The 25,743-nt window shown below is 72.4% G+C and carries 36 protein-coding genes and 1 pseudogene; 18 read left to right on the top strand and 19 right to left on the bottom strand.

What is annotated here, in order from left to right:
• Positions 1-24: 24 nt before the first annotated feature.
• The gene (locus CLT75_RS05350; protein ID WP_135239765.1) at positions 25-609 is read right to left on the bottom strand and encodes a GIY-YIG nuclease family protein; all 585 of its coding nucleotides are present in this window, start codon (positions 607-609) and stop codon (positions 25-27) included.
• A 64-nt stretch (positions 610-673) separates the two neighbouring features.
• Between CLT75_RS05350 and CLT75_RS05355 the strand changes: the two genes are divergently transcribed.
• Positions 674-1,018, top strand: coding sequence for a helix-turn-helix domain-containing protein (locus tag CLT75_RS05355; protein ID WP_135239766.1), 345 nt, complete (start codon positions 674-676; stop codon positions 1,016-1,018).
• A gap of 163 nt (positions 1,019-1,181) precedes the next feature.
• Complete coding sequence (locus tag CLT75_RS05360; RefSeq protein WP_135239767.1) at positions 1,182-2,105, top strand: AEC family transporter; 924 nt, start codon at positions 1,182-1,184, stop codon at positions 2,103-2,105.
• A gap of 16 nt (positions 2,106-2,121) precedes the next feature.
• On the opposite strand, the gene CLT75_RS05365 is transcribed toward CLT75_RS05360, so the two are convergent.
• Positions 2,122-2,484, bottom strand: coding sequence for a nuclear transport factor 2 family protein (locus CLT75_RS05365; RefSeq protein WP_135239768.1), 363 nt, complete (start codon positions 2,482-2,484; stop codon positions 2,122-2,124).
• Positions 2,485-2,653: 169 nt separating this feature from the next.
• On the bottom strand, positions 2,654-3,664 hold the full coding sequence (locus tag CLT75_RS05370; protein WP_135239769.1) for a hypothetical protein: 1,011 nt from the start codon (positions 3,662-3,664) through the stop codon (positions 2,654-2,656).
• 128 nt (positions 3,665-3,792) lie between these two features.
• Between CLT75_RS05370 and CLT75_RS05375 the strand changes: the two genes are divergently transcribed.
• The 3 genes from CLT75_RS05375 to CLT75_RS05385 all read left to right on the top strand — a co-directional run bounded on the left by CLT75_RS05375 (position 3,793) and on the right by CLT75_RS05385 (position 5,916).
• Positions 3,793-4,632 (top strand): helix-turn-helix domain-containing protein, encoded by an 840-nt coding sequence (locus CLT75_RS05375; protein WP_486485064.1) that lies wholly within the window; start codon positions 3,793-3,795, stop codon positions 4,630-4,632.
• Between the two features lie 66 nt (positions 4,633-4,698).
• Positions 4,699-5,280 carry a dihydrofolate reductase family protein gene (locus CLT75_RS05380; RefSeq protein ID WP_135239770.1) on the top strand — a complete coding sequence of 194 codons (582 nt, stop codon included), beginning with the start codon at positions 4,699-4,701 and terminating at the stop codon, positions 5,278-5,280.
• 21 nt (positions 5,281-5,301) lie between these two features.
• Complete coding sequence (locus CLT75_RS05385; RefSeq protein ID WP_135239771.1) at positions 5,302-5,916, top strand: DUF6000 family protein; 615 nt, start codon at positions 5,302-5,304, stop codon at positions 5,914-5,916.
• Positions 5,917-5,987: 71 nt separating this feature from the next.
• Here CLT75_RS05385 and CLT75_RS05390 read toward each other — a convergent pair whose 3' ends face one another.
• Positions 5,988-6,479: a DinB family protein gene (locus tag CLT75_RS05390; protein ID WP_209310272.1), complete on the bottom strand. Its 492-nt coding sequence runs from the start codon at positions 6,477-6,479 to the stop codon at positions 5,988-5,990.
• Between the two features lie 407 nt (positions 6,480-6,886).
• Between CLT75_RS05390 and CLT75_RS05395 the strand changes: the two genes are divergently transcribed.
• From CLT75_RS05395 to CLT75_RS05405, 3 genes are all read left to right on the top strand, one after another.
• A complete protein-coding gene (locus CLT75_RS05395; protein ID WP_135243914.1) occupies positions 6,887-7,630 on the top strand; it encodes a 3-oxoacyl-ACP reductase family protein in 744 nt (247 codons plus the stop codon).
• 110 nt (positions 7,631-7,740) lie between these two features.
• Entirely contained in the window at positions 7,741-8,160 is a 420-nt protein-coding gene (locus tag CLT75_RS05400; RefSeq protein ID WP_209310433.1) for an MmcQ/YjbR family DNA-binding protein, read from the top strand.
• A 218-nt stretch (positions 8,161-8,378) separates the two neighbouring features.
• Complete coding sequence (locus tag CLT75_RS05405) at positions 8,379-8,993, top strand: GNAT family N-acetyltransferase (RefSeq protein ID WP_135239773.1); 615 nt, start codon at positions 8,379-8,381, stop codon at positions 8,991-8,993.
• 66 nt (positions 8,994-9,059) lie between these two features.
• Here the strand turns inward: CLT75_RS05405 and CLT75_RS05410 are convergent, their stop codons facing one another.
• Both CLT75_RS05410 and CLT75_RS05415 read right to left on the bottom strand, forming a co-directional pair.
• Positions 9,060-9,326: a hypothetical protein gene (locus CLT75_RS05410; RefSeq protein ID WP_135239774.1), complete on the bottom strand. Its 267-nt coding sequence runs from the start codon at positions 9,324-9,326 to the stop codon at positions 9,060-9,062.
• 62 nt (positions 9,327-9,388) lie between these two features.
• A complete protein-coding gene (locus CLT75_RS05415; protein ID WP_135239775.1) occupies positions 9,389-10,327 on the bottom strand; it encodes an oxidoreductase in 939 nt (312 codons plus the stop codon).
• Positions 10,328-10,407: 80 nt separating this feature from the next.
• On the opposite strand from CLT75_RS05415, the gene CLT75_RS05420 reads away from it, so the two are divergent.
• Positions 10,408-11,040 carry an acyl-CoA-like ligand-binding transcription factor gene (locus CLT75_RS05420; RefSeq protein WP_135239776.1) on the top strand — a complete coding sequence of 211 codons (633 nt, stop codon included), beginning with the start codon at positions 10,408-10,410 and terminating at the stop codon, positions 11,038-11,040.
• 232 nt (positions 11,041-11,272) lie between these two features.
• Here the strand turns inward: CLT75_RS05420 and CLT75_RS05425 are convergent, their stop codons facing one another.
• Positions 11,273-11,911: a hypothetical protein gene (locus CLT75_RS05425; protein ID WP_135239777.1), complete on the bottom strand. Its 639-nt coding sequence runs from the start codon at positions 11,909-11,911 to the stop codon at positions 11,273-11,275.
• Between the two features lie 73 nt (positions 11,912-11,984).
• Here CLT75_RS05425 and CLT75_RS05430 point away from each other — a divergent pair, with 73 nt between their 5' ends.
• The gene (locus CLT75_RS05430; protein WP_135239778.1) at positions 11,985-12,185 is read left to right on the top strand and encodes an MmcQ/YjbR family DNA-binding protein; all 201 of its coding nucleotides are present in this window, start codon (positions 11,985-11,987) and stop codon (positions 12,183-12,185) included.
• Positions 12,186-12,296: 111 nt separating this feature from the next.
• On the opposite strand, the gene CLT75_RS05435 is transcribed toward CLT75_RS05430, so the two are convergent.
• The gene (locus CLT75_RS05435; RefSeq protein WP_135239779.1) at positions 12,297-12,701 is read right to left on the bottom strand and encodes a winged helix-turn-helix transcriptional regulator; all 405 of its coding nucleotides are present in this window, start codon (positions 12,699-12,701) and stop codon (positions 12,297-12,299) included.
• 77 nt (positions 12,702-12,778) lie between these two features.
• On the opposite strand from CLT75_RS05435, the gene CLT75_RS05440 reads away from it, so the two are divergent.
• Positions 12,779-13,576 carry an SDR family NAD(P)-dependent oxidoreductase gene (locus CLT75_RS05440; protein WP_486485065.1) on the top strand — a complete coding sequence of 266 codons (798 nt, stop codon included), beginning with the start codon at positions 12,779-12,781 and terminating at the stop codon, positions 13,574-13,576.
• Between the two features lie 37 nt (positions 13,577-13,613).
• Here CLT75_RS05440 and CLT75_RS05445 read toward each other — a convergent pair whose 3' ends face one another.
• Positions 13,614-14,081 carry an SAM-dependent methyltransferase gene (locus CLT75_RS05445; RefSeq protein ID WP_135239781.1) on the bottom strand — a complete coding sequence of 156 codons (468 nt, stop codon included), beginning with the start codon at positions 14,079-14,081 and terminating at the stop codon, positions 13,614-13,616.
• Between the two features lie 101 nt (positions 14,082-14,182).
• On the opposite strand from CLT75_RS05445, the gene CLT75_RS05450 reads away from it, so the two are divergent.
• From CLT75_RS05450 to CLT75_RS05465, 4 genes are all read left to right on the top strand, one after another.
• On the top strand, positions 14,183-15,058 hold the full coding sequence (locus CLT75_RS05450; protein ID WP_135239782.1) for a PhzF family phenazine biosynthesis isomerase: 876 nt from the start codon (positions 14,183-14,185) through the stop codon (positions 15,056-15,058).
• 94 nt (positions 15,059-15,152) lie between these two features.
• Entirely contained in the window at positions 15,153-15,521 is a 369-nt protein-coding gene (locus CLT75_RS05455) for a YciI family protein (protein WP_135239783.1), read from the top strand.
• A gap of 80 nt (positions 15,522-15,601) precedes the next feature.
• Entirely contained in the window at positions 15,602-16,078 is a 477-nt protein-coding gene (locus tag CLT75_RS32545; RefSeq protein ID WP_167796884.1) for a hypothetical protein, read from the top strand.
• A 234-nt stretch (positions 16,079-16,312) separates the two neighbouring features.
• Positions 16,313-17,044: an alpha/beta hydrolase gene (locus tag CLT75_RS05465; RefSeq protein WP_135239784.1), complete on the top strand. Its 732-nt coding sequence runs from the start codon at positions 16,313-16,315 to the stop codon at positions 17,042-17,044.
• Between the two features lie 22 nt (positions 17,045-17,066).
• Here the strand turns inward: CLT75_RS05465 and CLT75_RS32550 are convergent, their stop codons facing one another.
• Genes CLT75_RS32550 through CLT75_RS05475 form a run of 3 tightly spaced genes read right to left on the bottom strand, consistent with a single transcriptional unit; the run spans position 17,067 to position 17,817 of the window.
• Positions 17,067-17,210, bottom strand: coding sequence for a hypothetical protein (locus CLT75_RS32550; protein WP_167796885.1), 144 nt, complete (start codon positions 17,208-17,210; stop codon positions 17,067-17,069).
• Positions 17,207-17,587 (bottom strand): VOC family protein, encoded by a 381-nt coding sequence (locus tag CLT75_RS05470; RefSeq protein ID WP_209310273.1) that lies wholly within the window; start codon positions 17,585-17,587, stop codon positions 17,207-17,209. Before CLT75_RS05470 ends, CLT75_RS32550 begins: the two co-directional genes overlap by 4 nt.
• 35 nt (positions 17,588-17,622) lie before the next feature.
• Entirely contained in the window at positions 17,623-17,817 is a 195-nt protein-coding gene (locus CLT75_RS05475; RefSeq protein WP_135239786.1) for a helix-hairpin-helix domain-containing protein, read from the bottom strand.
• Positions 17,818-17,993: 176 nt separating this feature from the next.
• Between CLT75_RS05475 and CLT75_RS05480 the strand changes: the two genes are divergently transcribed.
• Positions 17,994-19,385 (top strand): alpha/beta hydrolase, encoded by a 1,392-nt coding sequence (locus tag CLT75_RS05480; protein WP_486485333.1) that lies wholly within the window; start codon positions 17,994-17,996, stop codon positions 19,383-19,385.
• A gap of 10 nt (positions 19,386-19,395) precedes the next feature.
• On the opposite strand, the gene CLT75_RS05485 is transcribed toward CLT75_RS05480, so the two are convergent.
• The 5 genes from CLT75_RS05485 to CLT75_RS05505 all read right to left on the bottom strand — a co-directional run bounded on the left by CLT75_RS05485 (position 19,396) and on the right by CLT75_RS05505 (position 23,019).
• Complete coding sequence (locus CLT75_RS05485; protein ID WP_135239788.1) at positions 19,396-20,457, bottom strand: hypothetical protein; 1,062 nt, start codon at positions 20,455-20,457, stop codon at positions 19,396-19,398.
• Between the two features lie 33 nt (positions 20,458-20,490).
• The gene (locus CLT75_RS05490) at positions 20,491-20,811 is read right to left on the bottom strand and encodes a helix-turn-helix transcriptional regulator (RefSeq protein ID WP_135243915.1); all 321 of its coding nucleotides are present in this window, start codon (positions 20,809-20,811) and stop codon (positions 20,491-20,493) included.
• A 41-nt stretch (positions 20,812-20,852) separates the two neighbouring features.
• Entirely contained in the window at positions 20,853-21,341 is a 489-nt protein-coding gene (locus CLT75_RS05495) for a YcxB family protein (protein ID WP_135243916.1), read from the bottom strand.
• A 104-nt stretch (positions 21,342-21,445) separates the two neighbouring features.
• The gene (locus tag CLT75_RS05500; protein ID WP_135239789.1) at positions 21,446-22,189 is read right to left on the bottom strand and encodes a class I SAM-dependent methyltransferase; all 744 of its coding nucleotides are present in this window, start codon (positions 22,187-22,189) and stop codon (positions 21,446-21,448) included.
• A 53-nt stretch (positions 22,190-22,242) separates the two neighbouring features.
• Positions 22,243-23,019, bottom strand: coding sequence for a hypothetical protein (locus tag CLT75_RS05505; RefSeq protein ID WP_486485066.1), 777 nt, complete (start codon positions 23,017-23,019; stop codon positions 22,243-22,245).
• 193 nt (positions 23,020-23,212) lie between these two features.
• Between CLT75_RS05505 and CLT75_RS05510 the strand changes: the two genes are divergently transcribed.
• Positions 23,213-23,464, top strand: a complete 252-nt coding sequence (locus tag CLT75_RS05510) for a hypothetical protein (protein WP_209310274.1) — start codon at positions 23,213-23,215, stop codon at positions 23,462-23,464.
• Between the two features lie 271 nt (positions 23,465-23,735).
• A complete protein-coding gene (locus CLT75_RS05515; RefSeq protein WP_135239790.1) occupies positions 23,736-24,611 on the top strand; it encodes an alpha/beta hydrolase in 876 nt (291 codons plus the stop codon).
• Positions 24,612-24,635: 24 nt separating this feature from the next.
• Here the strand turns inward: CLT75_RS05515 and CLT75_RS05520 are convergent.
• Positions 24,636-25,240, bottom strand: a pseudogene (locus CLT75_RS05520) (YdeI/OmpD-associated family protein).
• 29 nt (positions 25,241-25,269) lie between these two features.
• Positions 25,270-25,680 carry a diguanylate cyclase gene (locus CLT75_RS05525; RefSeq protein WP_135239791.1) on the bottom strand — a complete coding sequence of 137 codons (411 nt, stop codon included), beginning with the start codon at positions 25,678-25,680 and terminating at the stop codon, positions 25,270-25,272.
• Between the last annotated feature and the right edge of the window lie 63 nt (positions 25,681-25,743).

Here is a 25,743-nt window from a genome sequence, read left to right on the forward strand (position 1 = left end):
CAGCGTGCCGGGCTTCGGCGTTCGCTAGGGCTGCGCCGGGCCGCTGCTGACGTTGTACGAGTTCTTGGCGGCGACCACTGCTGCCTGGATGTGCTCGGGGTCGACGCCGTGGACGTTGAGCGGCGGGTGCAGGCGCCGGACGAGCTCGGCCTCGATGTCCGCCGGCTCGGCATCCTCCGCCCAGGTCAGGCGCAGGTGCTCGTGCATCCACGCGGTCAGCCGTGCCTCGTCCTCGGGCACCAGGACGACGCGGTCGGTCCAGGTCGTCCGATAGCCCTCGGCCACGAGGAGGCCGGCCAGCGTGCGGCGCAGCGTCGAGCTGCCCGAACGCCTCAGATGGTTACGCAGGATCCGGCCCCGCAGGCTGGTCGCCCGGCCCAGATAGAGCATCCGCCGCGACGGGTCGCTGTCGTTCGGCGGACCGGGGAGGTCGGGGAGGACCGACGGCGCAGCCCACCAGGCGTAGACGCCGCTGCCACGGGCGAGCCGCTTGACGGCGACATCGAGGGCGACCGGCACGCCGGAGAGCAACCGCAGGGCCTCGTCGACCCGCGCTTTATCGGTCGGGACGTCGGTGGGTCGCCGTTCGGGGATGGTCACCGGGACCATCCTAGGCGCTCGGCGGACGCGCAGCGTCGACGGACCAGAGTGTCCACGCCGGTAGGCTGCCCGGATGAACCATGACGTCGCGTCGATCCTGCGTGGCCTCGTGGCGAACCGTCGTCTCACTCCGCGAGCGATCAGCCGTGCCTCTGGCCGAGCTGAATCGACGATCCGGCGACTTCTCAGTGGTGCCGTCACGCCAGGAGCCGACGTCCTCCACGACATCGCCCCTGCCTTGCAGATGCCGGTAACGGACCTCTTGGTGATCGCTGGATTGCCCGTCGTGGATGTCTCCGCGAGGGAAGGGGCCTACGCGGCGAGCCAGGAGATCGGCAGGCTGGTAGCTGTTGCCAGCCGGCTCTCATCGGAGCAGGTGCGGGAGCTGATCACGCGTGCGGAGGACCAGGTTGAGTGATCTCTCGCGACCCGCTCGACAGGGGGAGCCGCGGTGACCGAGGTGCCCGCGCGACCCGCGGCAGATCAGCCCACCTGATCTTGGTCGGCGCGTTCTCTCGACTCGTACGCCCCGGATGCCCGCCGGTCACCGAGCCGGCGCGAGGTCCGCAGGTGACGGCCGGATGAGCCTGGTGTCGGCGTTCGTACCGATCTGGATCCTCACCGCGGTCGGCTACGCGGCGTGTCGCTGGGGTCTGCTGGGCGAGGCGGCGGCGTCGGTGCTCGGCCGGTTCGTGTTCCAGCTCGCGATGCCGTCCGCCCTGTTCCTGGCCCTGGCCCGGATGCCGCTGTCCGGGTTCGCCGGCCGCTCGCTGCTCGCCTTCGGGGTGAGCACCGTCGCGGTCGTCGGGTTCGGGTGGGCCGGCGCGAGCCGGCTGTTCGGTCGCGAGCCCGGCGAACGGCCGATCTGGGGCATGGCCGCCGGGTACGTGAACTCGGCGAACCTCGGCATCCCGATCGCGACGCAGGTTCTGGGCGACGTGTCGTTCCTGGCAGTGGTGGTGCTGCTGCAGGTGCTGGTGGTGGCGCCCGTGATCGTGGTCGCCCTGGACCGGCGAAGCGACCCGGCCGGGCGGGTGCGGGTCCGCCGGATCGCCTCCCTGCCGGTACGCAACCCGGTGATCCTGGCGTCGCTGCTCGGTGTCGCGTGCTCGGCCGCCGGAGTGCGTCTGCCGTCGGCGGCCGACGCGTCGCTGACGCTGCTTGCGGGTGCCGCGGTTCCGGCCGCCCTGGTCGCGCTCGGCGCGTCGCTGCACCCCACGGCGCCGTCGCGGGCAGAGCCGGCCGAGCCCGCCGAACTGGCCGTGATCACCGCGCTGAAGCTTGTCGCACAACCGGTCGTCGCGTACGCGGCCGGCCTGGCCCTGCATCTGTCCGCGCCGCAGTTGCTCGCCGTGGTGGTGTGCGCGGGCCTGCCGACGGCGCAGAACACGTTCATCTTCGCCCAGGAGTACGGCGTCGGTGAGGCGGTGGCCAACCGGGCGGTGGTGGTGACCACGACGCTGTCGCTGGCCACCCTGGCCGCCGCGGCGGCGCTCCTCGGGTAGCCCTCGTCGACAACGGTCACTCCCGGATCTCCATCTCTGTCACCAGGCCGTTGCCGAGGCGATAGACGTGCGTGACGGTGTGGTCGGCGAGCTTCGCTCCGGCCTTGTCGTGGACCACTTGATGAACGGTGACGGCGATGCGGCCGTCGGCTTCCGTGCGGAACGCGGTCGGCGTGACAGTCGGATCGAGCTGCTCCCACTGCCGGCGCCAGTAGTCACTCACCTGGTCCCGGCCGCGAACGACGCCTCCTTCCCAGCCGTTGGGCCACGAGACGTCCGGCGTCATGGCGGCCAGCAGCGTGGGGACGTCACGCCGGTTGAAGGCCGCGTAGAGGTTCGTGAGCAGGGCCTGGGCAGTGAGGCGTCTCGGCGAATCCATCGAGTCAGCATGGCCCGTGGACCCCACTTCGCGAGGACCGCTTCGCGGTCAGCAGAACGCGAGATTTTCGGCAGAGCCGGACGGTAGCGAGGTGGCCCGACAACGCCATCGGCTCCAGCCGCGGTGGCGACCTCCGACGGCGATCAGGTCAGGGCGAGGTGCGCCGCGCTCACGGTCGTCGCCGGTACGTCTCGTTCGCCTCGGCGGCCTGCCGGCGCAGCGTCTCGACCCACGGGTACGACCCCGGGCTGTCGAGCAGGTGGTCCCAGATCACGCCGAGGGCGAAGGCGTCCCGGCCCCGCACCCCCTCGTGCCGCAGCGTGAAGCCGTCCGGGCCGGAGATCAGCCGCACCGTACTCGGCTCGTCGTCCGGCAGGGTGACGAGCGGATCAGGGAACCCCGGCTCCTCGGCTGCCGTCCACGTCCACCGCAGCGTCTCGTCTTCGACCCGTTCCAGCCGGATCGCCAGGTCACCGGCCGGAAGCACCGCCGCCGGGACCTCGACCGGTGCGGGCCGGTGACGGACCACAGTCACCCGGTCCAGGTCGGCGTCGTCATCGTCCTCGTCATCGTCGCACGGCGGCGGCATCGCCGGACCGCCGGCCGGACGCGGCACCAGGGACAGCAGGGCCCACTCGGCGGCCGTCGCCGGCTTCTGCTCCCAAGCGCGACCACCCGGGTCGGCCAGCACGGTGCGCCGGCGCGACTCCTCGGTCACCGCCCAGATGTGCAGCTCGTGCCGCTCGGGCGGGTCGTCGTCGGTGCGTACCGTCTCGTGCAACCGGTCGCGGGCATGCACCCGCACCCGGATCAGCCCGCGGGGGACGGCGACGTCGCTGAGCGCGTTCGGAGGGCCGCCCATCAGGCCGACGAGCGACAGCAGGCCGCCGGGACTCCAGATGGTCGCCTCACTGACGGCGTCCCACCCGTCCTCGACCTCCGCCGGCGGGCCGGGCAGGACCCGTACACGTGCCTCGATCCGGCCCGTGTGGGTGCCGCAGAACCCGGTGAACTGGTACGGCCCGCCGAGGTGCAGAAGACTGTCACCGACCGTGTAGATGGGCATGCCGGTTTCCCCCGGCACTGTCGACACGTCGTACTGGCAGTAGCTGACGGCGATCCGCGTCCAGTCGGACACCGGGCCCTCACTCCGCTGCTCTCCACCGCCCGCGTCGACCATCGCCGGATCGTAGCGCCGTCCTGACCGCACGGTGGGGCACCCGGACGGTGCTCCCGCCCCGTCGCGGACGATGGTCCGGTCCGGCGGGGCGCCGGCCGTGACGGCGCGGCGTCCGTGATGCTGTGGGCGTGGAGTACGTGTCCAGAGTGCCGCGACCGCCGTTGGACGGGCTGATCGACGACCTCTACTACCTGGAGGGCACCCCGCCGTACGCCCGGCTGACGCTGCCGCCGATGCCGGCGGCGCTGCTCATCGTCAACCTCGGGGCGCCGTTCCGCATCCGCGGCGGCGCCGACATCGAGACCGCGGAGTACGCCGACGGCTGTGTGATCACCACACCCACCCGCGCGTTCGACTTCGGCTACCCGCGCCCGACCCGGTCCGTCGGCGTACACGTCAAGCCGTGGGGCCTGGCGCCGCTCCTGCCGATGCCGGCGGCCGAGCTGCGCGACCGGCCGGTGACGCTGGAGCAGGTCTGGGGCCGGCCCGCCGTCGCCGAGCTGCGCGACCGGCTGGCCGCGGCGGACGGACCGCACGAGATGCTGACGCTGCTCGAGGAGGATCTGACGCGACGGCTGTCCGAGACCACCGGCCTGGGCCTCGTGCGGCATGCGAGCGGCGTCATCGCGGCGACAAGCGGTGCGGTGGCGATCGGTGACCTGACGGCGGCGGCCGGCGTCAGCAGCACCCACCTGGCGCAGCGGTTCAAGGAACTCGTCGGCGTCACGCCGAAGCGGCTGGCCCGCACCCACCGCTTCGCCGCCACCGTGTTCGCGATCGACCCCGCCGGACCTGTCGACTGGGGCGAACTCGCCGGTCGCGCGGGCTACTTCGACCAGGCCCACTTCGGCCACGAGTTCCGGGCTTTCACCGGGCTCACGCCGACCCGGTACATCGAGGTCCGGCGGCGGTTCCTGCGCGAACACCCCGGCCACGCGATGGACGGCTGGCCGCTGCCGGCCGATTGATTTCCTACAAGAACTGCGGCTCACGGCCCGCTAGCGTGAGGGCATCCAAGGCAGAGGGGAGCCGGCGTGGGCACTGTGGTCCTGTACAGCTCGGTGTCGGTGGACGGCTTCGTCGCGGACGACAACGACCAGCCCGGACCGCTGTTCGACTGGTTGACAAGCGGTGACGTCCCGCTGGACGACAGCGATGCGTTGACGGTCTCGCAGAGGTCCCACGACTACGTCCGGCCGTACTGGGACCGCATCGGGGTGACTGTCGTCGGCCGGCACGTCTTCGACCTGACCGACGGCTGGGACGGGACGCCGCCGAGCGGCATCGACCACGTGGTCGTCGTGACACACCGGCCCCCGCCCGAGGGCTGGGACCCAGCGGCGCCGTTCCACTTCGTCGACGGCGTCGAGGCAGCCGTGGCAAAGGCACAGGAACTCGCGGGGGACCGCATCGTCGAGGTCGCCGCCGGCGACGTCGGCGGCCAGGCGCTCGCCGCGGGCCTGGTCGACGAGGTACGCATGGACGTCGTACCCGTGGTGTTCGGCTCCGGCAAGCGCTTCTTCGGGTCGGTCGACACGCAGCACCTGCTGGCGGATCCCGACGTGGTGATTCCAGGTGACCGGGTGCTGCACCTGCGCTACCGGGTGCGCCGCTGACCGATCCGGGATGATGTCGCCGTGGACTATCCGCCGCCGATACCGGACCCGGCTGACGGCACCACCCGCCGCTACGTCATCGCCCCGTCGCAGCAGGGAAGCGCTCGCTACCTGGAACTCCTGCACGGTGGCATCGTCCGTCCGGACGCGCCGGAGGAGAATGCTCCAGTCGCGCACGCCCTGCGCCAGGATGCTCGACGCGTCAGCGACGAGGAACTCGTCTTCCTGCTCCAACCCGGCGGCCTGCCGAACTGGCGCTCACGGTTGGTCGCCGCCTATCTCATTGGGCTCGACAGGCGTAGCCGGTTCCGGCAGACCGTCGGCGAGCTGCTTCTGGACAGCCAGGTCTGCTTCAGCGGCCAGGGCTACTGCTTCGCCCTCGCCGCCTTCGGCGACCACCCGGACGCGGAGATCCTGAACGCCTACCTCGATCGCTACCTGCCCGCACTCGACCTCCGCTACGACCAGCACTGGGCGCTGGGCGCCCTGCGGTATGTCGACCGGCGACTCGGAACGGCCCACGCCGACCGCTACCTGGGACCCGGCGGACGGTGGGAACGCTGGGCCGGCGCCGTCTCCCATCCGCCGGACGCCGACATCCATCGAGACCTGATCACCGATCTGTGCGCCCTTTGAGGACTAAGGGCTGCGACGGCCGACGGCAGGGGCGGTGTCATCAGAGCGGTGCGAGCCGGCGCCCCCTCGGGTCAGCGTGGCCCGAGCCCGGTGCGCCCGTCGATCAGCTCGCGTACGACGTCAAGGTGGCCGGCGTGCCGGGCGGTCTCCTCGATGACGTGCAGAACGATCCGCCGCAGGTCAGTGGTCTGCGATGCCAGCGTCTCGTCCGGATGCCGGCCGGCGGGTGCCGCCGTCAGCGGGGCCGCGGCGATGATCGAGTCCGAGATCTCGCACTGGTCGCGGTAGAAGGCGAAGACCTCGGCCGGCGATCGCGTCGTGCGCAGTGGTGTGTTCTCATCCGGCCAGGGCAAGGGCTCCACCGCACCACGGAAGACCTCCTGGAACCAGTGGCGTTCCGCGTGCCCGAGGTGCTCCACCAGCCCGAGCGGCGACCATCCGGAGGGCAGGACGGATGTCCGCAACGCGGTCTCGTCCAGATCCGCCAGGATGGCCCGGACGCTGGCCCGCTGGCACTCGAGGAACTCACACAGCGCAGCCTTCTCCATATCGATCTCCGTCACGCCGGCAGGCTAGCGGCCGCCTACGACACTCTCGCCGGCAACCGGCTGACGGGCGCCGGGCATCGCGGTACACCTGGGCGGTGATCGTCATTCAGTTGGTCCGCGTCCGGTGGACCGCCGACGCCCGCGGTGCGCCAGCGACGAACGCCCGCCGCGGCCTCGTCCGGGCGATGCCGCTGCCCGGGCCGCTTCCGGACGCCGAGGTGGTCGTCCACGACGTGCTCGCCGACCAGGCGGTCGGCTACGAACACCGAGACGGGGTGCGGTTCCGGTTCACCAGGTGCGCGTGCGATCCGAGCTGGTACTACGAGGGATGGTTGGGTCAGCTCAGCGAGCTGCGGCTCGACGCGAATGCGGCGTCCGATCCCCGCCGGACAGCCGGTCCGTTGTCGACCAGGCTTTCCACCATGAACAACGCACTCGACGGCAAGGTAGCTCTCGTCACCGGCGGTGGCCGTGGCATCGGCGCGGCGGTGGCACTGCGCCTGGCGGAGGACGGCGCCGATGTGGCGCTGACGTTCCAGCAGAATCAACGACGCGCCGACGACCTGGTGGACCGGATCAAGGCGGCGGGGCGGCGGGCGATCGCCGTACGGGCCGACAGCGCCGACCCGGCAGCGGTGATCGCGGCGGTGGACCGGGCCGCCGGCGAGCTGGGCCGTTTGGACATCCTGGTCAACAACGCAGGCGCGTTCCTGCTGGGGCCGCTGGAGCAGTTGAACCTCGACGAGTTCGAGCAGACGGTCGCGGTGAACGTCCGGGCGCCGTTCGTCGCCTCGCAGGCCGCGGTGCGCCACATGGCGGCGGGCGGGCGGATCGTCAACATCGGCAGCAATGTGGCCGAGCGGACGGTCTTCCCGGGCTTCTCGCTGTACGCGATGAGCAAGACCGCTCTGATCGGCCTGACCAAGGCGCTCGGGCGCGAACTCGGCGGCAGAGCGATCACCGTGAACCTGGTGAACCCCGGTGCCACGGACACCGAGCTGAATCCGGCCGACGGCCCGAACGCCGACGCGATCAACGGTTTCACCGCGCTCGGCCACTACGCGCAGCCGGCCGACGTGGCCGCCGCGGTGGCGTTCCTCGTCGGCCCGGACGGGCGCTACGTCACGGGGGCGACGGTGAACGTCGACGGCGGATTCACCATCTGACCGTCCGGAACGGCCAGGGTCGTGACCGAGGGCTGATGGGCTGCCCACCGCGGGGCGGCGCGGTGGCTAGGCTGTGCCGGTGTGGAAGGCGGGGTTCCGGGGTGACCGTCGTGGTTGACGCGGACGACGTCCGTCGGCTGGCGCTGTCGCTGCCAGACGTGGTCGAGATCGACAGCGACGGCTTCGACTTCCGGGTCGCCGGCAAGGGATTCGTCTGGTCCTACCCCGAGCGTAGGCCCGGCAGACCGCGCCGCATCCGCACCGACATCGCCGTGCTGTACGTGGGCGACGAGGCGGAGAAGCAGGCGTTGCTCCTCGGCGAGCCCGACCTCTTCTTCACCACGCCCGCGTACGACGGGTTGCCCCTGGTCATGCTGCGGCTGGCGCACGTCGGCGTCGAGCGCCTGACCGAGCTGGTCACCGACGCGTGGCGGATGCGTGCCCCCGGCTCGCTCACCGGTGACCTCGACGAGGGCACCGGAGCGGGACCCCGGCCGTCTCCGTCCTCGTCGCCGGTGACCGGCGATTGACACGTTCGCGTCAGATGAGGAATGGTTGCCGGCGACCCCGCGATGCGCGTGGGCACTCTGCATGAAGGAATGACGCCTGTGATCCGGGTAGGCCGAGCGGCCGCCTGAGTGTCGACCGCACGACGGATGACCGTCGTGCGGTCGCGGCACGGTGGAGCGGTCCGACGTCTCCTCCGCCCGTCGCAGTTCCTCTCATGCATCGAGGTCTCACGTTGAGCATGGACGCCCGCATCCAACAATCAGTCGTCGTCAACCTGTCCCGCCGGCCCGCGCCGGTCGAGGTGGGGCCCTTCGTGATCGGGCTCGACCCGACGACGACCAGCCCGTACATCAACTACGCGACGCCGCGCCCCGGCGCCGCCGTCACCGCGGCCGACGTCACCGCGCTGGTCGCGGCGTTCCACGCCGCGGACCGCAGGCCCCGCCTGGAGTACGTCACCAGGTGCGCCCCCGATCTGGAGGCGCTGCTGACCGCCGCCGGCTTCACCGTGGAAGCCCGGCACACGTACCTGATCTGTACGCCCGGCACGCTGCGGGCAGGTCCGACGCCGGCCGGCCTCGACCTGCGGGAGCCGGACACCGATCCGCAGCGGGCCGCGCTGATCGGCGCGCAGAACGAGGGCGCGGTCAGCGAGGTGGCCGGCATCGCCGTACGCCCGCCGTACCGCCGCCGAGGACTGGCGTCCGCGATCACCGCCGAGGTGACCCGGCGGCTGTTCGAAACCGGCACCGAGGTCACCTGGCTGGAGGCCTCCGGCGAGGAGTCGTGGCGGATCTACGAGCGTGTCGGCTACCGGCCCGCCGGCCAGCGCCTCTACATCGCCGTGAACTGAGGCCGGAGGAGCCCGGGGGGGTCCGGCGACCCGGCCCCGGGCCACCTCCGCAGGGGTACGTGCCGGCTACGCTCCGGCTGAGGTGTCCGAGCCGTACGCGGCGTCGTACCTCGTCACCGGGCTTCCACCAGCGCCTTCGCCCCGGATCGTGCCCCGCCCGGATCGCCGGCGCTGCTTCTGCAACCTGGCCACGGCCCGCCGCGCGTCCCGCATGACCGGGTCGGACGCCGACGACGCGCGGGCCGTCCGGCGGCGCCGCGCCACGACCACGGCTGACGTGACGAGTGACAAAGTCGTGCCGCTCAGGACGATCCAGAGCCAGAGCATCGTCATGGTCCACTCCAGTCGTTGCTTCCCCCCGTGGCCTCAGCGTGGCCTCTCGATGCAATGTCCGATCAGGCAGGCGACCGCAGCGATCCGAACCGTACGCCGGTGGCCTGTTCGGACAGCTCCCACAGGCGGCGGCCGTGCTCCGGGTCGGTCGCGGCGGGGGACAGCTTTCCCGGCGCGGGGTGGCCGCGCAGTTCGCCCGCCCCGCCCGGGGCGACGAGCCGGCCCGACGGTGCCGTGGGGTCGGTGGCGGCGAACAGTTGGGGCCAGGCGCCGTGGTCTGCGGGCTGCGCGAGCAGCGGGTTGCCGATCCGGCCCAGCAGTATCCGCCAGACTCCGGTGGTGGCACTGGTCTGCAGGTTCGTGGCGGTGTAACCGGGGTGGGCGAGGATGCTGCGTAGCGGACTCGCTGCGGCGCTGAGCCGGCGATGCAGCTCGACGCCGAAGATGGCGCTGGCGAGCTTGGACGTGTTGTAGAAGCCCATCGGGGAGTAGCGCCGCTGCCGGGCCGGGTCGGCGAAGGGCGGCTTCGCCCGCCGGTGGTTGACCGAGGTGACGGTGACCACCCTCGGGTCGCGACCGGCCAGCAGCAGGTCGAGCAGGAGCCCGGTGAGCGCGAAGTGCCCGAGGTGGTTGGTGGCGAACTGCAGTTCGTGCCCCTGCGCGCTGAGCGTGTGCGGCGGAGCCATCACGCCGGCGTTGTTGATCAGTACGTCCACCCGGCGGTGGTCGGCGTGCATCCGGCCGGCGAACTCGCGTACCGAATCGAGGTCGGCCAGGTCGACCCGCCGTACTTCCAGATCCGCGCCGGGCCTGGTGGCGGCGATGCCGGCCGCCGCCCGGCGGCCCTTGTCCTCGTCGCGGACGGCCAGCACCACGCGGGCGCCGCGGGCGGCGAGCGCCCGGGTGGTGGCCAGGCCGAGTCCGCTCGTCGCGCCGGTGACGACGAAGGCACGGCCGTTCAGATCGGGGATCCGTTCCGCTGTCCAGCCATCAGCGTTCATGAGTCTCACTGTGCACTCGGTGGCACTGAGTGTCAATCATTGCGTCGGATGTCATCCGGGGCATCACGTAGCATCGACGAATGGGATCTCGTGTGGACGGCGGCCTGGCCGAGCGCAAACGCCGGCTGGTCGCCGACGAACTGCGCGACGCCGCCCTGATGCTGCTCGCGGCCCGTGGCTTCGACGCGGTGACAGTCGACGACATCGTGGCGGCGGCCGGCATGTCGCGGCGCACCTTCTTCCGCTACTACGCGTCCAAGGAGGACGTGGTCGTCCGGTTCCTGGCCGACATGGGAGCCGACGTCGTCGCCGAACTCGCCGCGCGGCCACGCACCGAGCCGCCGTCGGTCGCGTTGCGCCACGCCGTCCGGGTGCCGATCGCCTCCTGCGCCGGCCACCCCGACCACGCCGAGCGGGCCCGGGTCGTGGTCCGGTTGATCCTGGACACCCCGGCCCTGCAGGCCCGCTGGCTGGAACGCCAGATCCAGTGGCGCGCCGGCCTGGCCGCCGAACTGGCCGCGCGCTGCGGTCTCGACCCGGACACCGACCCCTATCCGGGGATGGCCGCCGGGATGGCCCTGCTGGCGCTCGACACGGTGCTGCGGCAGTGGCGGGCGGGAGACGACGAGCAGCACCTGGCCGCGCTGACCGATCGGGCGTTCGCCGTCGTGGCCCCGGCTCTCGACGCGTACGCCGCCGACGCTTTGCGTTGACATTAGGCAGGCAAACACCTGCATAACGCCCGTTGACGTCGGCGCGGCTGTTCACGCTCGCCCCGGGGCAGGTCGGCCGCTACCGGGCCGACTTCCGGTTCACCGGCTGCGGGTGCAGTCCGAGCCGGTACTACGAGGAATGGCTTGTGCACGTCGGACACGGCGCGGTGACATCCTTCGGGCAGCCGGACCGCGACGTCGACCACCCGCGTCCACCTGTACGGGTGAGGCGTCAGCTGTCGAACCAGACGACGAGTCGTACGTTGTGCTCGCCGTACCGTTCGGCCAGCTCGCGCATGCCGTCCAGTACCGCGCGCAGCGCCGGGTCGCCACGCAGCGCATCGCCGTGGGCCAGGCGCTCCACCCGCCACATCACGTCCCCCGAACGCCATTCGGTTCCCTCCGGGTAACTGCTGCCCCGGTGATCCGCGTGCTCGCCGGCCACGTCGCGCCAGGCTTGCCTGTGCCGGCTCGCCTTGCTCCGGTAGCGCGGCCCCTCGGCCGTCAGCTCGTACTCGTGGATCCGGTCGTCCACCCGGGGCGATCGCGCGTTCCAGTCGATGCGTGCCACCTCCGCCCACGACACCCATGAGGGGTCGTGATGGCATTCGGTGAAATGGCGAGCGCGCAGATCCGATGTGACGTCGTCGGGCAGGCCGCGGCCGGGTGCGACCGGCTCGAACCCGGCGTAGTTGCGCACGCCGAACAGCAGGCCGAATGCCTCGTAATTGGTGGGTATGTCCGTCAGGCTGATGTCGGTCAGCTCCCACGGCGAACCCGGGCCGTGCGGCCGGATCTCCACCCCACCCCAAATGTCGGTACTCATGTCACTCCACCCCAAGCCGAGACGTTCGATGTCCTCCCCGAACATCGCACCTGGCGGCAAGGCGTCGCAGTCCGGGTCTGCCCACTGCGGGGCGGCGCGGTGGCTAGGCTGGGCCGGTGTGGAAGGCGAGATCGACAGCGACGGCTTCGACTTCCGGGTCGCCGGCAAGGGATTCGTCTGGTCCTATCCGGAGCGTACGCCCGGGAAGCCCTTGGTCATGCTGCGGCTGGCGCACGTCGGCGTCGAGCGCCTGACCGAACTGGTCACCGACGCGTGGCGGATGCGCGCCCCCGGCTTCCTCGCCGGTGACCCCGATTGAACGGCTTTGCACCGCCATGAGGTGAGCCCCGGCTGAGAGGCTCGGAGCCGCAGGGGACGGTTGGCGGACGTCAGCTCCGCACCCCGTGCGGCCGGATGAGCGCAGGGCGTCTCAGGCGGGTCGCTGACGTACCGCGACGATCTCGGCATGGTGAGCGACCGCCCAGTCAGCCAGCGCGGAAAGCGGATCCAGAAGGCTGACACCGAGTGGCGTCAGACGGTACTCGACGCTCGGCGGCAACGTCGGAAACACCTCACGTTCGACCAGGCCGTCGTTCTCCAACGCGCGCAAAGTCCGGGTGAGCATGCGCGGGCTGATGCCCTCCACGGCCCGGTGCAACTCGTTGAACCGGTGCGGACGCCGGCCGAGCAGGGTGATCAGCAGCAGCGCCCACTTGTCGCCCACCCGCCGCAGCAGGTCGGTGACCGGACAGCGATCGTACTCGCCGACCGGAACCGGCATCGGCAGCCGATGATCGTGCAGCGAGGCACTCACATCGGTGTTACCTGTGGACATGAAAGTGCCTTCTTTCGCCTCCGCCGACCTGCTGCCCAGGATGAGGCAGGCCGATGAGCAAAACGATAGGGGGCGACGTGGGCGTCGTGGTGGTCAGTGGCGGTACGAACGGGATGGGACGCGATTTCGCCCTGGGGCGGGCCGAACGTGGCGACCGCGTCCTGGTGCTCGGCCGCAACCGTGAACGTGGCGAGGCGATGGCCGGCGGCCTGATCGCCTTCCGTCCCGTCGATCTGTCCAGCATGGCCGAGACGCGGCAGGTCATCGAGCACATCCTCGGCGAGCACCAGGTCGTGGACGCGTTGGCGCTGTTTGCCAATGCTGTTTCGCCGCGTCGCGTCGTGACGGTGGAGGGACTGGAGCGCACGTTCGCGCTCTACTACGTCAGTCGCTACCTGCTCAGTTTCGGTCTGCGCCCGGCCCTGGAGCGGGCGACCGCGCCGGTGATCGTGAACGTCGCCGGTGTCGGTGTCACGAAAGGCGGGGTGCGCTGGGCCGATCCACAGATGACGGCGGGCTACTCAGCCATCGCCGCGCAGTTGCAGGCCGGTAGGGCCAACGACCTGCTCGGCGTAGGCTTCGCCCAGCGTTCCGGTAGCCGCGCCCGATACGTGCTCTACCATCCCGGGTTCACCAGAAGCGGCGACCGTAGCGCGCTCCCGTTCGTGGTCCGAGGGCTGCTGGCGGTGGCGGCGGCGGTGGCCGCCCGGTCCGTCGCGGACGCGGTGGCGCCGATTCACCAGTTCCTGGACGCTCCGCCAACCGCGCCGGTGATCGCCGTCGACCGGGGGAAGCGACTTGCGCCCGGTTTCCCGACCCTCGACCCCCATGACGCCGAGCGGTTGATGGACTTCACGGAGAGGCTCGTGGGTTGAGACGCTACCGTACGGAGGTGCGCGCGCCGCGCCGACGCTACGGCTGGAAGTAGTCGGACATCATGCGGCTGACCCACTCCGGCTGCCGGACGTCGGCGGGGACGAACTCCACCAGCACCGGCTTCAGGTCGATGACCGGTGTGCCGGACACCGCGTCGAGGCCCACCACCGTCAGCTCGCGGCCGTTCACCGCCTCGATCGCGCAGCACGTCACGCCGATGCGGTTCGGCCGCCGGGGGCCACGGCCGGCGAACACGCCCATCGGCGGCAGGTCAGCCCGGCCCCGGTAGGGACGGGGCTCGCGGTGGTCGCCGTCGTCCGGGAACCGGTCGAAGACGAACACGACCTCCACGTGCGAGAACGCCTCCAGGCCCTGCAGGCACGCCTCGCCGAAGCGCTCGTCGACGACGATCGTGCTGCGGACGGCGCCCCAGTTGTCGCTGTGCTGGATGTCCGTCCGGTCGTTGTGGACCGTGCCGATCGGCGTGATCTCGAAGGCGCTCATGACCGGAGACTAGTTCCGCATCGAGCGCCCCGGTGTCCCTGCTGCGCGGGGAGCCGGTCACGGGGCAGACGAGCCGGAGCGTCCTCGCTAGGCTCGTGATCATGGACATTCTCCGATACGCGGCGTTCACCGCCGACCCCGCCGGTGGCAACCCGGCCGGCGTCGTCCTGGACGCCACCGGGGCGGACGACACGGAGATGCAGCAGGTGGCGGCCGAGGTCGGCTACTCCGAGACGGCGTTTCTCGTGCCCGCCGGCGAGGGCGGGCGGTTCACCGTCCGCTACTTCAGCCCGAAGGCGGAGGTGCCGTTCTGCGGGCACGCGACGATCGCGTCCGCGGTCGCGTACGCCGAGCGGCACGGCCCGGGTGTGCTGCACCTGGACACCCGCGCCGGGCTGGTCGAGGTCGCCACGAGCGTGCACGCCGACGGCGCCACCACCGCCACGCTGACAAGCGTCGCGCCGCGCACCGTACCCCTTGCCGCGGACGACCTGGCGGCGCTGCTCGCCGCGTTGCGCTGGTCGCCGGACGATCTCGACGCGACGCTGCCGCCGCGTGTCGCGTACGCCGGGGCCTGGCATCCGATCGTGGCCGCCGCGACCCGGCAGCGCCTGGCGGACCTGGACTACGACATGGCGGCGCTGAGCGCGCTGATGGCCGAACGTGACTGGACGACCATCGACCTCGTGCACCGCGAGTCTCCGCTGGTGTTCCACGCGCGCAACCCGTTCCCGCCCGGCGGCGTGGTCGAGGACGCCGCGACCGGGGCGGCCGCCGCCGCGTTCGGCGGCTACCTGCGCGAACTGGGCCTGGTGCGGCCGCCCGCGACCGTCACCGTGCGGCAGGGCGAGGACATGGGCCGTCCGAGCCTGCTCACCGTCGGCATCCCCGCCGGAACCGGCGCCGGGATCGCGGTGACCGGCACCGCCGTGCCCATCCGGGAGGACGCCGATACACCGAGTCCGCTTCCGCACTGAAACGCAGGGCGCACGACGTCGGATCCGGGGCGGCTCGTTCGTAGTACGGGTGAGAGGCGGCCGGACCGGGCCGCCCGGACAAGGGAGTCATGGCATGCCGCGGTACCTGATCTCGTTCAACGACGGCGCGATGGACCACATCCCCGCCGAGGAGATCCCCGAGGTGGGCAGGGAGGCGCACGCCGTCATCCAGGAGGCCGTGAACGCGGGTGTGTTCGTGTACGGGACCGGGCTCGAACGCCAGCAGGCGAGCATCGTGGGTACGGACGGGGTGGTCACCGACGGGCCGTTCCCGGAGACCAAGGAGGTCATCGGCGGGTTCGTGGTCCTGGACGCGGCCTCACGTGACGAGGCGCTGAAGTGGGCCGCCAAGATCGCCGCCGCGTGCCGCTGCGCCCAGGAGGTCCGGGAGATCATGCCCGACCCCGAGACGGAGGCGATGCTCCGCGCGGCGGGCCGGTGACAGGTCCGACGTCGACGCGATGAGGGCGGGCGTGGCACCCGGACGGCAGCCACGCCCACCATGATCGCTAGCCTCGTGCGGTGAAACGTGGACTCGCCGCACTCTCCCTGCTGTTCGTCTCCGCCTGTGCGCCCGCGGAGCCCGCGCCGCCGTCGTCCGCGGCCCCGTCGTCGTCCGCGGCCCCGTCGTCGTCCGCTGCGGCGTCGTCGGCCGCTCCTCAGGCCGGCTCGACCGCGCCCGCGGACAAGGTCGCGGCCGGGGCGTGCAACATGGTGGCCCGGGTGGTCGAGCAGCAGGACGTCCGCTTCACTTCGAACTCGCCGATCGCCATGCGTGCCCGCAAGGCGGCCGACCCGGGCGTCCGGGACGCCGGCGAGCGACTGGCGGTGGCGGCGAAGGAATCCGGGGACATGTTCATCCGCAACGACCCGAACGCGGACACCGGCCCGGTCGACGCGCGCATGGCCGAGGCGCAGCGCGGGCTCCTCACCAAGTGCACGGAGCTGTTCGGCCCGCAGCCGTGGCCGTTCGCCCCGTCGCCGACAGCGACCAGCTGAGCCGGATGGTAGGCGACGTCCGGTCGACCAGGTCGCTGCGGTGACGGGCCGGGGCTGGCCGCGATAACCGGTTGGCGGGCCCCGGCGAGCGCTGCTAGCTTGCCGGTGGCCGTGCCGGAGAACGAGGGAGGTGGTACCCGTGACCGCAGTATCGACATGGGTGCTCCCCTCGGGGGTCACGGCCGGGGCGATAGGTCGTCCGGGAGCGCCGTCGCACTCCCGAAAGGCACGACCATGCGCTTCACCTCCGAACAACGCCTCGCCGACGACGTCCGCGAACGCGAGTTCACCCTCGGCGGGATCCCCGGCCTCCTGTGGACGCCCGCGTCCGCGTCCGCGCCGGTCCCGCTGATCCTGCTCGGCCACCCCGGCGGACTGCGCCGGATGTATCCCCGCCTGCTTGCTCGGGCGGAGGGCTGCGTCGCGCAGGGCTTCGCGGCCGCCACCGTCGAACTGCCCGGCAGCGGCGACCGGCCCGCGTCCGCCGCCGCCGAGCAGGCCCGCGCCGACCTGCGCCGGGCACTCGCGGCGGGGGAGCCGGTCGCCGGCGAGGTCGTCGACCGGCTCGTCCTGCCGCTCGTGGAGAAGGCGGTCCCGGAGTGGCGGGCCACCCTCGACGCCCTGCTCGCGCTGCCCGGGATCGGCGGCCCGGTCGGCTACGCCGGCGGCGTGATCTCGATCGGCGTACGGCTGGCGCTCGTCGAACCCCGCATCGTGGCGGCGCTCCTGTTCGCCGGGAGCTTCGTGCCGCGCGCCATCGTCGAGGAGGCCCGGCGGGTCACCATCCCGCTGCACGTCCTGCTCCAGTGGGACGACGAGGGCAACGACCGGCAGATGGCACTGGACCTGTTCGACGCCTTCGGCTCGGCGGAGAAGACGCTGCACGCCAACATGGGCGGCCACACCGGCGTGCCGTGGTTCGAGGGGGAGCCCGCGAACCGGTTCTTCGCCCGGCACCTGAGGTAGGGCAGGGACGCCGGTTGTTCGCCTACCAGCTCGCGGTCCAGCTGGGACCCGGCGGCAGGTAGGCGAACCCGGCGTCGTCCAGCATGTTCCCGTTCATCTCGTGGAGCACCACTCCACCGGGCACGGTGTAAGCCGAGGTGATGATGGACCGCCGCGCGCCGGTCACGCGGACCCGTTCACCGGCGGCGCCCAGGTGGGGCGCCTGATCAGGCAGAACGGGTGACCGGCCGGGTCGGCGTACACGTGGTCGCCCGGCAACCGCCGCGCGCCCAGCGCGAGCACCGCCTCACCCGCCGCGTCCTGGTCGTCGACCATCACGTCGAGGTGCATCTGCTGCGGCACCGCCGGATCCGGCCACGTCGGCGGCACCAGCCCGGGGGCGCGCTGGAACGCCAGCCCGGACGCCGCCGTGCTCGCCGACACGACGGTGAAGTCGTCGTCCGCGTACGTGATCGGGTCGCCGAGGACCGCGCTCCAGAACCGGGCCTCGACCATCGGATCCGGGCAGTCGACGATCAGGTGGTGGAGCCTGCCGACCGGCATCGCGATCACCCCGTTCCCGACCGGTGCTGCGGACGTCAGCTCAGCCGCAGGTCGTGCTCGGCGAGGGCGGCCTCGATGACGCCCAGCGCCTTCGGCCCCATGCCGTGCAGCCGCGCCAGCTCCGCGCGCGGCACCCCGGCGAGCTGGCGCAGCGTGGTGTAGCCGGCGGCGGTCAGCGCCCGCGTGGCCGGTGCGCCGATCTTCGGCAGGCGATCCAGGGGCGAGGTCATCGCCCGATGCTAGACCGCCACCGGTACGGCTCGCCTGCCGTACCTCGGCGTCAGGGACGGAATGGGGGAAAGACCCGACGGACATATCGGGGCGTTTCCGTATAGGACTCGGGTGGGACACCGCTGAAGAATCGACGAGCATCCAGACACCGGGAGGTGCCGTGTTCCGACGTACCATGGCCGTCGCTCTGGCCGCGTTCACCGTCCTGGCGGGACTGCCCGGCGCGGCGCGCGCCGGCCTTCCGTCGCAGCGCCTCGCCTGGGGCGAGTGCGCCGACGACCTGCCGGACGTCCCGCCGGATCCGCGCGTGCGGTGCGCCCGGCTCCGGCTGCCGGTGGACTGGGCCCGGCCGAACGGCCCGACGTTCGAGCTCGCCGTGGCACGCCGGTCCGCGCGCCTGCCGGAGCAGCGGGTGGGCACGCTGGTGTTCGGGCCGGGCGGCCCCGGCGACTCGGGGGTGGAACGCATCCGCCGGGGCGACCGGTTCAGCGGCGAGTTGCTGGACCGGTTCGACCTGGTCAGCTTCGACCCGCGCACCGTGGCCCGTACCGCCGCGCCCGTCTGTACCGCGGATCCGGCGTTGCGCAGGCCGCCCGTCCCACTTGCCGGTCAGGCGGACTTCGACGCCGCGGTGGCCTACAACCAGGGCTTGTGGAGCAGGTGTCGCCCGACCAGCCCGGTGTTCGACCGCGCCGACACGCTCAGCACCGTCCGTGACCTCGAGGCGTTGCGGCGTGCGCTGGGGGAGCGGCGGCTGTCCTTCCACGGCAGTTCGTACGGCACGCTGCTGGGCCAGCAGTACGCCGAGCGGTACCCCCGCCGCGTGCGGGCGGTGGTGCTGGAGGGCGTGTTCGACCACAGCCTCGACGTGCGGTCCTTCGTGCGGACCCAGGCCGCCACGTTGCAGGACTCGTTCGACGAGTTCGTGTCCTGGTGCGACAGCTCGGCGGACTGTGTGCTCCACGGACGGGACGTGCGATCGGTGTGGGCGCGGACGCTGGCCCGCGCGGACCGTGGGGAATATGCCCCCCGTACCGCCTTCGACGTCACCGCCGTGGCACTCGGCACGCTCGCCGGCCCGCGCTGGCCGCAACTCGCCGCGGTCGTGCGGGACCTGGACGCCGGTACGCCGCCACCGGCTGTGAATCTCTCGATCTCGGTCGCGGCGTTCTGCGCGGACTGGCCCGCCGAGGTACGCGACTACGCCGAGTACGCCGGACTGGTCCGAGACGCCGCGGCTGCCGCCCCGGACGTCCGGTACGGCGCCGGTCTGCTGGCCGTGCAGACCTGCCTGGGCTGGCCGTCCCCGGTCCGTAATCCGCCGCACGAGCTGAACGTGCACACCCGTACGCCGCTGTTGCTGCTCAACTCCCGGCACGATCCCCGTACCGGCTACGCCTGGGCGGCGAACGTCGCCCGGCAGCTCGGCCGGCACGGGCGTCTGGTCACCTACGAGGGCTGGGGCCACGGCACCTACCAGCGCAACGACTGCACGACTGCCGTGGTGGACAGGTACCTCGTCGATCTGACGGTGCCCGCCCCCGGCACGCGATGCCCGGCGAGCTGACCCGGCGCCGCTAGACCGCCGGTCCCGGCGCCCCGGCGAGCGTACGGCCTGCCGGGCGCCGGTGCGGCAGCGCCGCCAGGCCCAGCGCGAGCAGCAGCAGGACCGCACCGACCAGGAACGGCAGCGACAGGGTGGGCTGGCCGAGCCACTCCCACGGCACGTGCCAGCGCGGATGCGGCTCGCTCAGGTGGTGCGTGAGCATCATCGGAGCGCCGAGCAGGACCGGCGCGGCCCAGAACACCATCGCGACGCCGTAGAGGACCTTCGCCGGGCCCTGCACCAGCGGGCGTCGTCCCTCGGTGCGGCGGCTGGCCCAGCCGAACAGCACCCAGCCGCCCAGCGTGCCCAGCGCGAAGCCGAGCAGACCGGCGGGATACGCGGCGCCGGGGGTGGCGCGGCTGAGGGTGACGTTCGTCGAGCCGTCGGCGGTGAGCTCCACGGCGAGGATGTGGTCGCCGCGTTCGGCGTACACGGTGATGTCGGAGGGGATGGACGCCGCGTCGCACTGCGGACTGCCGGGGACGCAGTCGTAAGCGTTGGCGTAGAGCGGCTCGTGGTGCTCCCACCCGGCGGCGTCCAGGCGCTGCCGCAGGTCGGTGAGGCCGCCGGCCGGGGTCTGGTCGAACGACGCGGTCAGCTCGGCCAGCGCGTACTCGCCGCCGTCACCGAGGAGCAGCTCGGACAGGAGGCCCTCGTTCAGCGGGTGGCCGTAGATGAGGAACACGGCGGGCGGGTCGTCCTGGTCGATGTGGCTGGCCTGCCGGTCCGGGTAGAGCTGCCCGACCACGGCGGCCAGGTCCCGGTGGTCGAGCGGGCGGGAGCCGAGCCACGCGAGCCAGGTGCCGAACGACGCGGCGAACAGACCGCAGACCACCGCGAAGACCGCCGCCCAGGCCACGACGGTGCGGCTCGCCGGCCGTCCCAGCCGGGCACGCAGACCATGACGTACGAGATTCGCCGCCACCCGGGTACGCCGGTGGGCCGGGCCGACGTCCCGTACCGTCTCCAGGATCTCGGCCCCGCGCGCCCGGCGGTAGTCGCGGGGGTAGGCCAGCAGCAGCCAGCGATGCATGGGTTTCTCCCTCGGGAGCCGCGACGGTGGGGGTCAGGCGGTGCGGGGGCGCAGGGTCCGCAGCCGGCTCTCGGCGGCGGAGGCGAGCTGTCGCAGCCGCTCGGTCTGGCGGGCCAGCTCGGCCCGGCCGTCGGCGCGCAGCCGGTAGTAGCGGCGCAGCCGGCCGTCGACGACCTCTTCGTGACTGAGTTCCACGAGTCTCTGCGCCACCAGCCGGTCCAGGGCGGCGTAGAGGGTGCCCGGCAGCAGGTTGACGCGACCGCCGGACAGTCCGGCGACCTCCTGGATGATCCCGTAGCCGTGGCGCGGCTCGTCGGCCAGCGCGGTCAGGATCAGGAAGGTCGCCTCGCGCATCTCACTCACCGAGGCAACATATACAGCCGATCAATACATAGTCAACGGTCGCCGAGAAGGTGCCGCTCGGCCATGAAGGCGCGCAACGTCCCGGCGTCCTCGGCGGACATCAGCCACCGGGGGATCACCGTGGCCGGCATGCGTCCCACGTACACGATCCAGAAGTCCGGCGTCTCGGTGACCCGCGTGACGCCGTCCCAGGCGATGCCGCCGGACTCCGAACCGCTGCGCATCATGATGTTGGTCTCGTCGATGTCGTAGCCGCCCTCGACGGCGTACCCGCCGGAGCGGCGCCGGGCCCGCCACCGCACCCACGGCGCGTACAGCATCGACAGCACGCCGGCCACGATCAACGCGGTCCACAGCGAGGCGAACCGCGCCGACGCCTGCGAGGCGATCCAGCCGATCACCCCGATCGCGGCGAGGGCCGCGCCGATGTAGCCGAACCGGCGCAGCCGGGCGGCGGCCAGCGCGGCGGCCACGCGGGCCGGATAGGCGGGATCGGCCGGTACGGCGAAACGGATCTGCATCGGCACCGAGGACCACCCACCGGACTCGTGATTCTGGACGGCGGGAACGTTGCCCCGCGACGACGTGCGGCTCCACGGTACCGGTGGCCGGCGGGGGTGCGGTCTCAGATCCGGCGCAGCACGAACGTCACGAAGCCCAGCATGTTCCGGTACCCCCGCAGCCACTGGTCACGGTGCTCGCGGGCGGCCGTCAGCGCCCCGGCGGCGTCCGGGTGGCCGGGGTTGTCCAGCGCCCACTCGGTGAGCGAGCCGGTCCACGACCACTCGTAGTCGTCCCACTCGGCGGTGTCGCTGACGTGCGCGTACACCGGGGCCCAGCCCGCCTGCTCGGCGGCGTCGACCAGACCGGCGAGGTCGGCGTGGTCGTCCGGTTTCGCGCCCAGCGCCGCCAGCGCCCCCGGCGTCGGCGGCACCTGCCAGAACCCCTCGCCGACCATCAGGATGCCGTCGGCCTTCACGTGCCGGCCGGCCAGCCGCAGCGTCTCGCCGAAGCCGCCGAGTGCGTGCGTCGACCCGACGCACAGCACCAGGTCGTAGTCGCCGTCCGGCACGTACGCGCGGGCGTCGCGCTCGTGCAGCGTGAGCCGGTCGGCGAGGCCGCGTTCGGCGGCGGCGTCCGCTGCGCGTTCGAGCGCGTACGGGCTGAGGTCCACGCCGTCGGCGTGCCCGTCCGGGTAGTGCGCGAGAGCCTGCAACGCCCAGGCGGCCTCACCGCAGCCGAGATCGAGGATCCGGGCCTCCGGCCGCCGGCCCGCCCGGCGTAGCAGCCGGTTGAGGCTGAGGCCGGAGATCGGGGCCGCGATCGGGTGGTGCGAGTGCGCGATGCTGCTCAGGCGTTGACGGTCCATCGCCGCAGTCAACACGAGGACGGCGCGCCCGCGCACGCGGGTGGCCGCGCCGGTCAGTGCCGGCAGACGATCGTGGCGTCATCGGTGGCGACGCCCCCGCGTGCCTCGGCCTCGCGGACCCGGCGGATGACCTCGGCGGGCCCGTCGGTCTCCAGCAGGCGCAGCAGCCCCGCCCAGTCGAAGAGCCCGAACGTGTCCACGAGCCGGCTCGCGCCGTTGCTGAGCAGCGCCGCCGTGCCCACCCCGCCGGCCGGGCACGCGCCGGTGACCGCCTCGGCCACCACCGCCGGGTCGTCCTTGGCGACCCAGAAGCCGCCGGGGCTGTTGCGGCGGGATCGCAGTTCCATCAGCAGCCGCCGGTACTCGTCGCCGCCCTCCGGCACGTCCGTCAGCCGCTCCTCGAACGACCGGGCGATCACCACCTCGCGCGGATCGTGGGCGACGAGCGGCTCGCCGCCCGCCCGGCCGACGACGGCCACCGCGTCGCCGAGGACCAGGTGCTCGACGCTGTCGCCGGAGAACCGCAGCATCGCCACCGCCGCGAACGGGCTGATCGGATGGCCGACGTCGCACGTGTCGCGGTGCGCGTCGGTGACCCGCTCGATGCCCTCGGCCAGCACGTCGCGAAGGCTCCGCTCCTGCGCCAGCGCGCCGAGCAGAGCGCCGCCGAGCCGGGTCGCGTACCAGGCGATGCCGTGGTGGCAGACCTCGCCCGCGCCGGCGATGCCGCCGGCGCCGTCGACCAGGACCATGCCGCACGGTACGGCGCCCGCGAAATCCTCATTGGTACGGCCGGGATGCCCCGCGTCGGTCGCCATCGCTACCCGCATCGGCTCATCATGCCGGGGCCGGCCGGAACGCGATGTCCCGCGCGGCCTTGATCTGAAGCCTGGTTGAGGTCCTAGCGTCGTGCGCACCCGACCACGGCTTCACCCAGCCCCAGTTCTGGCTCCTGCGCAACCTGTCCCCGAACGACCTTTTGCCCGGCGGCGGCGGACTGACCGTCCCCGAGCTGCGGCACCGATGCGCTCGTACCTGCGGGCCGAGGACGACCTGGACGCCGAGGCGGAGGTGCTGCGCGAACGCGGCCGGCTGACCCGCGACGCGGACGGCCGGCTGCGGATCACCGAGGCGGGGGAGGACGCCCGGCTCCGGCTCAAGCCGCACGCGCCGGGAATCCGGGCCCGCATCCACGACGGCGTCGACGACGCGGACTACGTCACCACCCTCAAGGTGCTCCGGCGGATGATCCGGAACACCGGCGGCACCGTGTAGCGCACGGGCCCGGCTCAGGACGCCCGACGGCTCCGGATCGCCAGGCGGGCTCCCTGGTGGAGCAGCACGCCGGCACCGGTGTTCGCGACGGCCGCCACCAGCGCCCGAGGAGAAGCCCGAACAGGATCAGCACCGGGATCATCGCGGGCGACCTCCTGCCGTCGGCTCGTTCGAGCGTACGCCCGGTCCACCCCGCCGGTCGCCGGGCGCCTGTCGTCGCGGCTGCCCCGAATCGGCCGTACGGGCGCGGCCGGGCCGCCAGGATGAGGTGATGCGCGCCAGTCAGAAGATCCGCCACCGGCACGCCGACGTCGACGGCCTGCAGGTGTTCTTCCGCGAGGCCGGACGCCCCGGCGACCCGGCGGTGCTGCTACTGCACGGCTTTCCCAGCTCGTCGCACACGTTCCGCGAGGTCATGCCCGCGCTCGCCGAGGTCGCGTACGTGCTCGCGCCCGACCTGCCGGGCTTCGGCATGTCCGCGTCGCCCACCGTCGCCGAGTACGACTACACGTTCGAGAACCTGTCGTGGACGGTCGAGCGGCTCCTCGGCCGGCTCGGCGTGGACCGCTTCTTCGTCTACCTGCACGACTTCGGCGCGCCGGTCGGCTACCACCTCGCCACCCGCGCCCCGGAACGGATCCGCGGCCTGATCGTGCAGAGCGGCAACGCGCACGCCGACGGGCTCGGCGCGCAGTGGGACACCGCGCGGGCGTACTGGGCCGATCCGGGCGAGGCCACCCGCGCCGCGCTGCCCGACTGGCTGACCTTCGCCGGCACCCGGGACCAGTACCTCGCCGGGCTGCCCGGGCACGTACGCCCGTTGCAGGCGCCCGAGGCGTGGCACCTGGACTGGGAACGGATGACCCGGCCCGGCAACGTCGAGGCGCAGTTCGCGCTGTTCACCGACTACGCGAACCATGTCGCCCGGTTCGGCGAGATCGCCGCGTACCACAGCGCCCACCAGCCGCCGGCGCTCGTGCTGTGGGGCCGGCACGACGCGTACTTCGACGTGGCCGAGGTGCTCGCGTACCACCGCGCGCTGGACCGGATGGACGCGCACCTCTACGACGGCGGCCACCTGCTGCTGGAGACCCACGCGGCCGAGTGCGCCGCGCTCATGCGCGCGTTCGTCCTCGACAACTCGTGAGACGTGGCGAGAGGACCCGCGACGTCACGGCGTGGTCGAGGGCTTCGCCTTCTGCGGGTGGAACGTCTCGTGGCGGGCCAGCATGGCGACGAACTCGCCGATCTTGCGCGTCCGGGTCTCCGCGCGTTTGACCGCGTTCAGCCGGTGGATGAGCGCGAACCGGTTGGCGCTGGTCAGGACGTCGAACATGGCCTGGGCGGCGGGTTCGGCCGCGATGGCGGCGAGCAGGTCGGCCGGCACCTCGGCCTCCGACGGTGGTGCGTACGCCGCCGCCCACCGGCCGTCCGCCTTCGCGGCCTCCACCGCGGCCCGGCCCGCCGGTGTCATCCGTCCCTGCTCCTCCAGCCGGGCCACGTGCCCGACGTTGCGCTGCGACCAGGAACTGCGGGCCCGGCGCGGGGTGAACCGGATCCAAGAGCTCTCGTGGTCGCGCTTGCGGGCCTGCCCGTCGATCCAGCCGAAGCACAACGCCTCGTCGACCGCCTGCTGCCAGGTCAGCGTGGTGACGGTGCCGCCCTTGCGGGTCAGGGCGAGCCAGACACCGGGCGACGTGTCGTGGTGGGCGGACAGCCACGCGCGCAGGCGTCCGCGTCGGCCACGATCAGCTCGTCCAGCTCAGCGGTTCCCATGACCGGCAGGCTATGCCCTGGGTACGACGCTACCGCCGGACGCCCGGATCAGCCGCCCGCTGATCCCCGTCGGACGACGGGTCGGCCGCCCGCCGTATCCGCCGCCCGGCCACCAGCATCGCCACGCCTGCGCCGGCGAGCCCCGCGCCGATCAGCCCGCCCACGATCCCCGCCGCCGGATCGCGTTCCCGGAACGCGTACACCACGGTCGAGGTGAGGATCGGCGTACCGAGGGCGATCGCCATCCACCCGCCGAGGATGTCCTCCTTCCCGGCGAAGGCGTTCGTGGTGATGAGGAAGAGCAGCACCATGGCAGCGGCGAGGCTGATGAGGATCAGCGCCGAGAGGATCAGCGCGGGATCGCGGGGGAGCAGCCCGGCGGCCGCGGCGAGCACGTAGATGATCGCCGCCGCGATGAGGTTCGCGAGGACGTTCGTCATCACGTTCGCCACGAACCTGCGCAGGCCGCCGCGCCCGGTGTCGTCGCCGCTGATGGCGTCCCC

The organism is Micromonospora sp. CNZ285, from assembly GCF_004637285.1.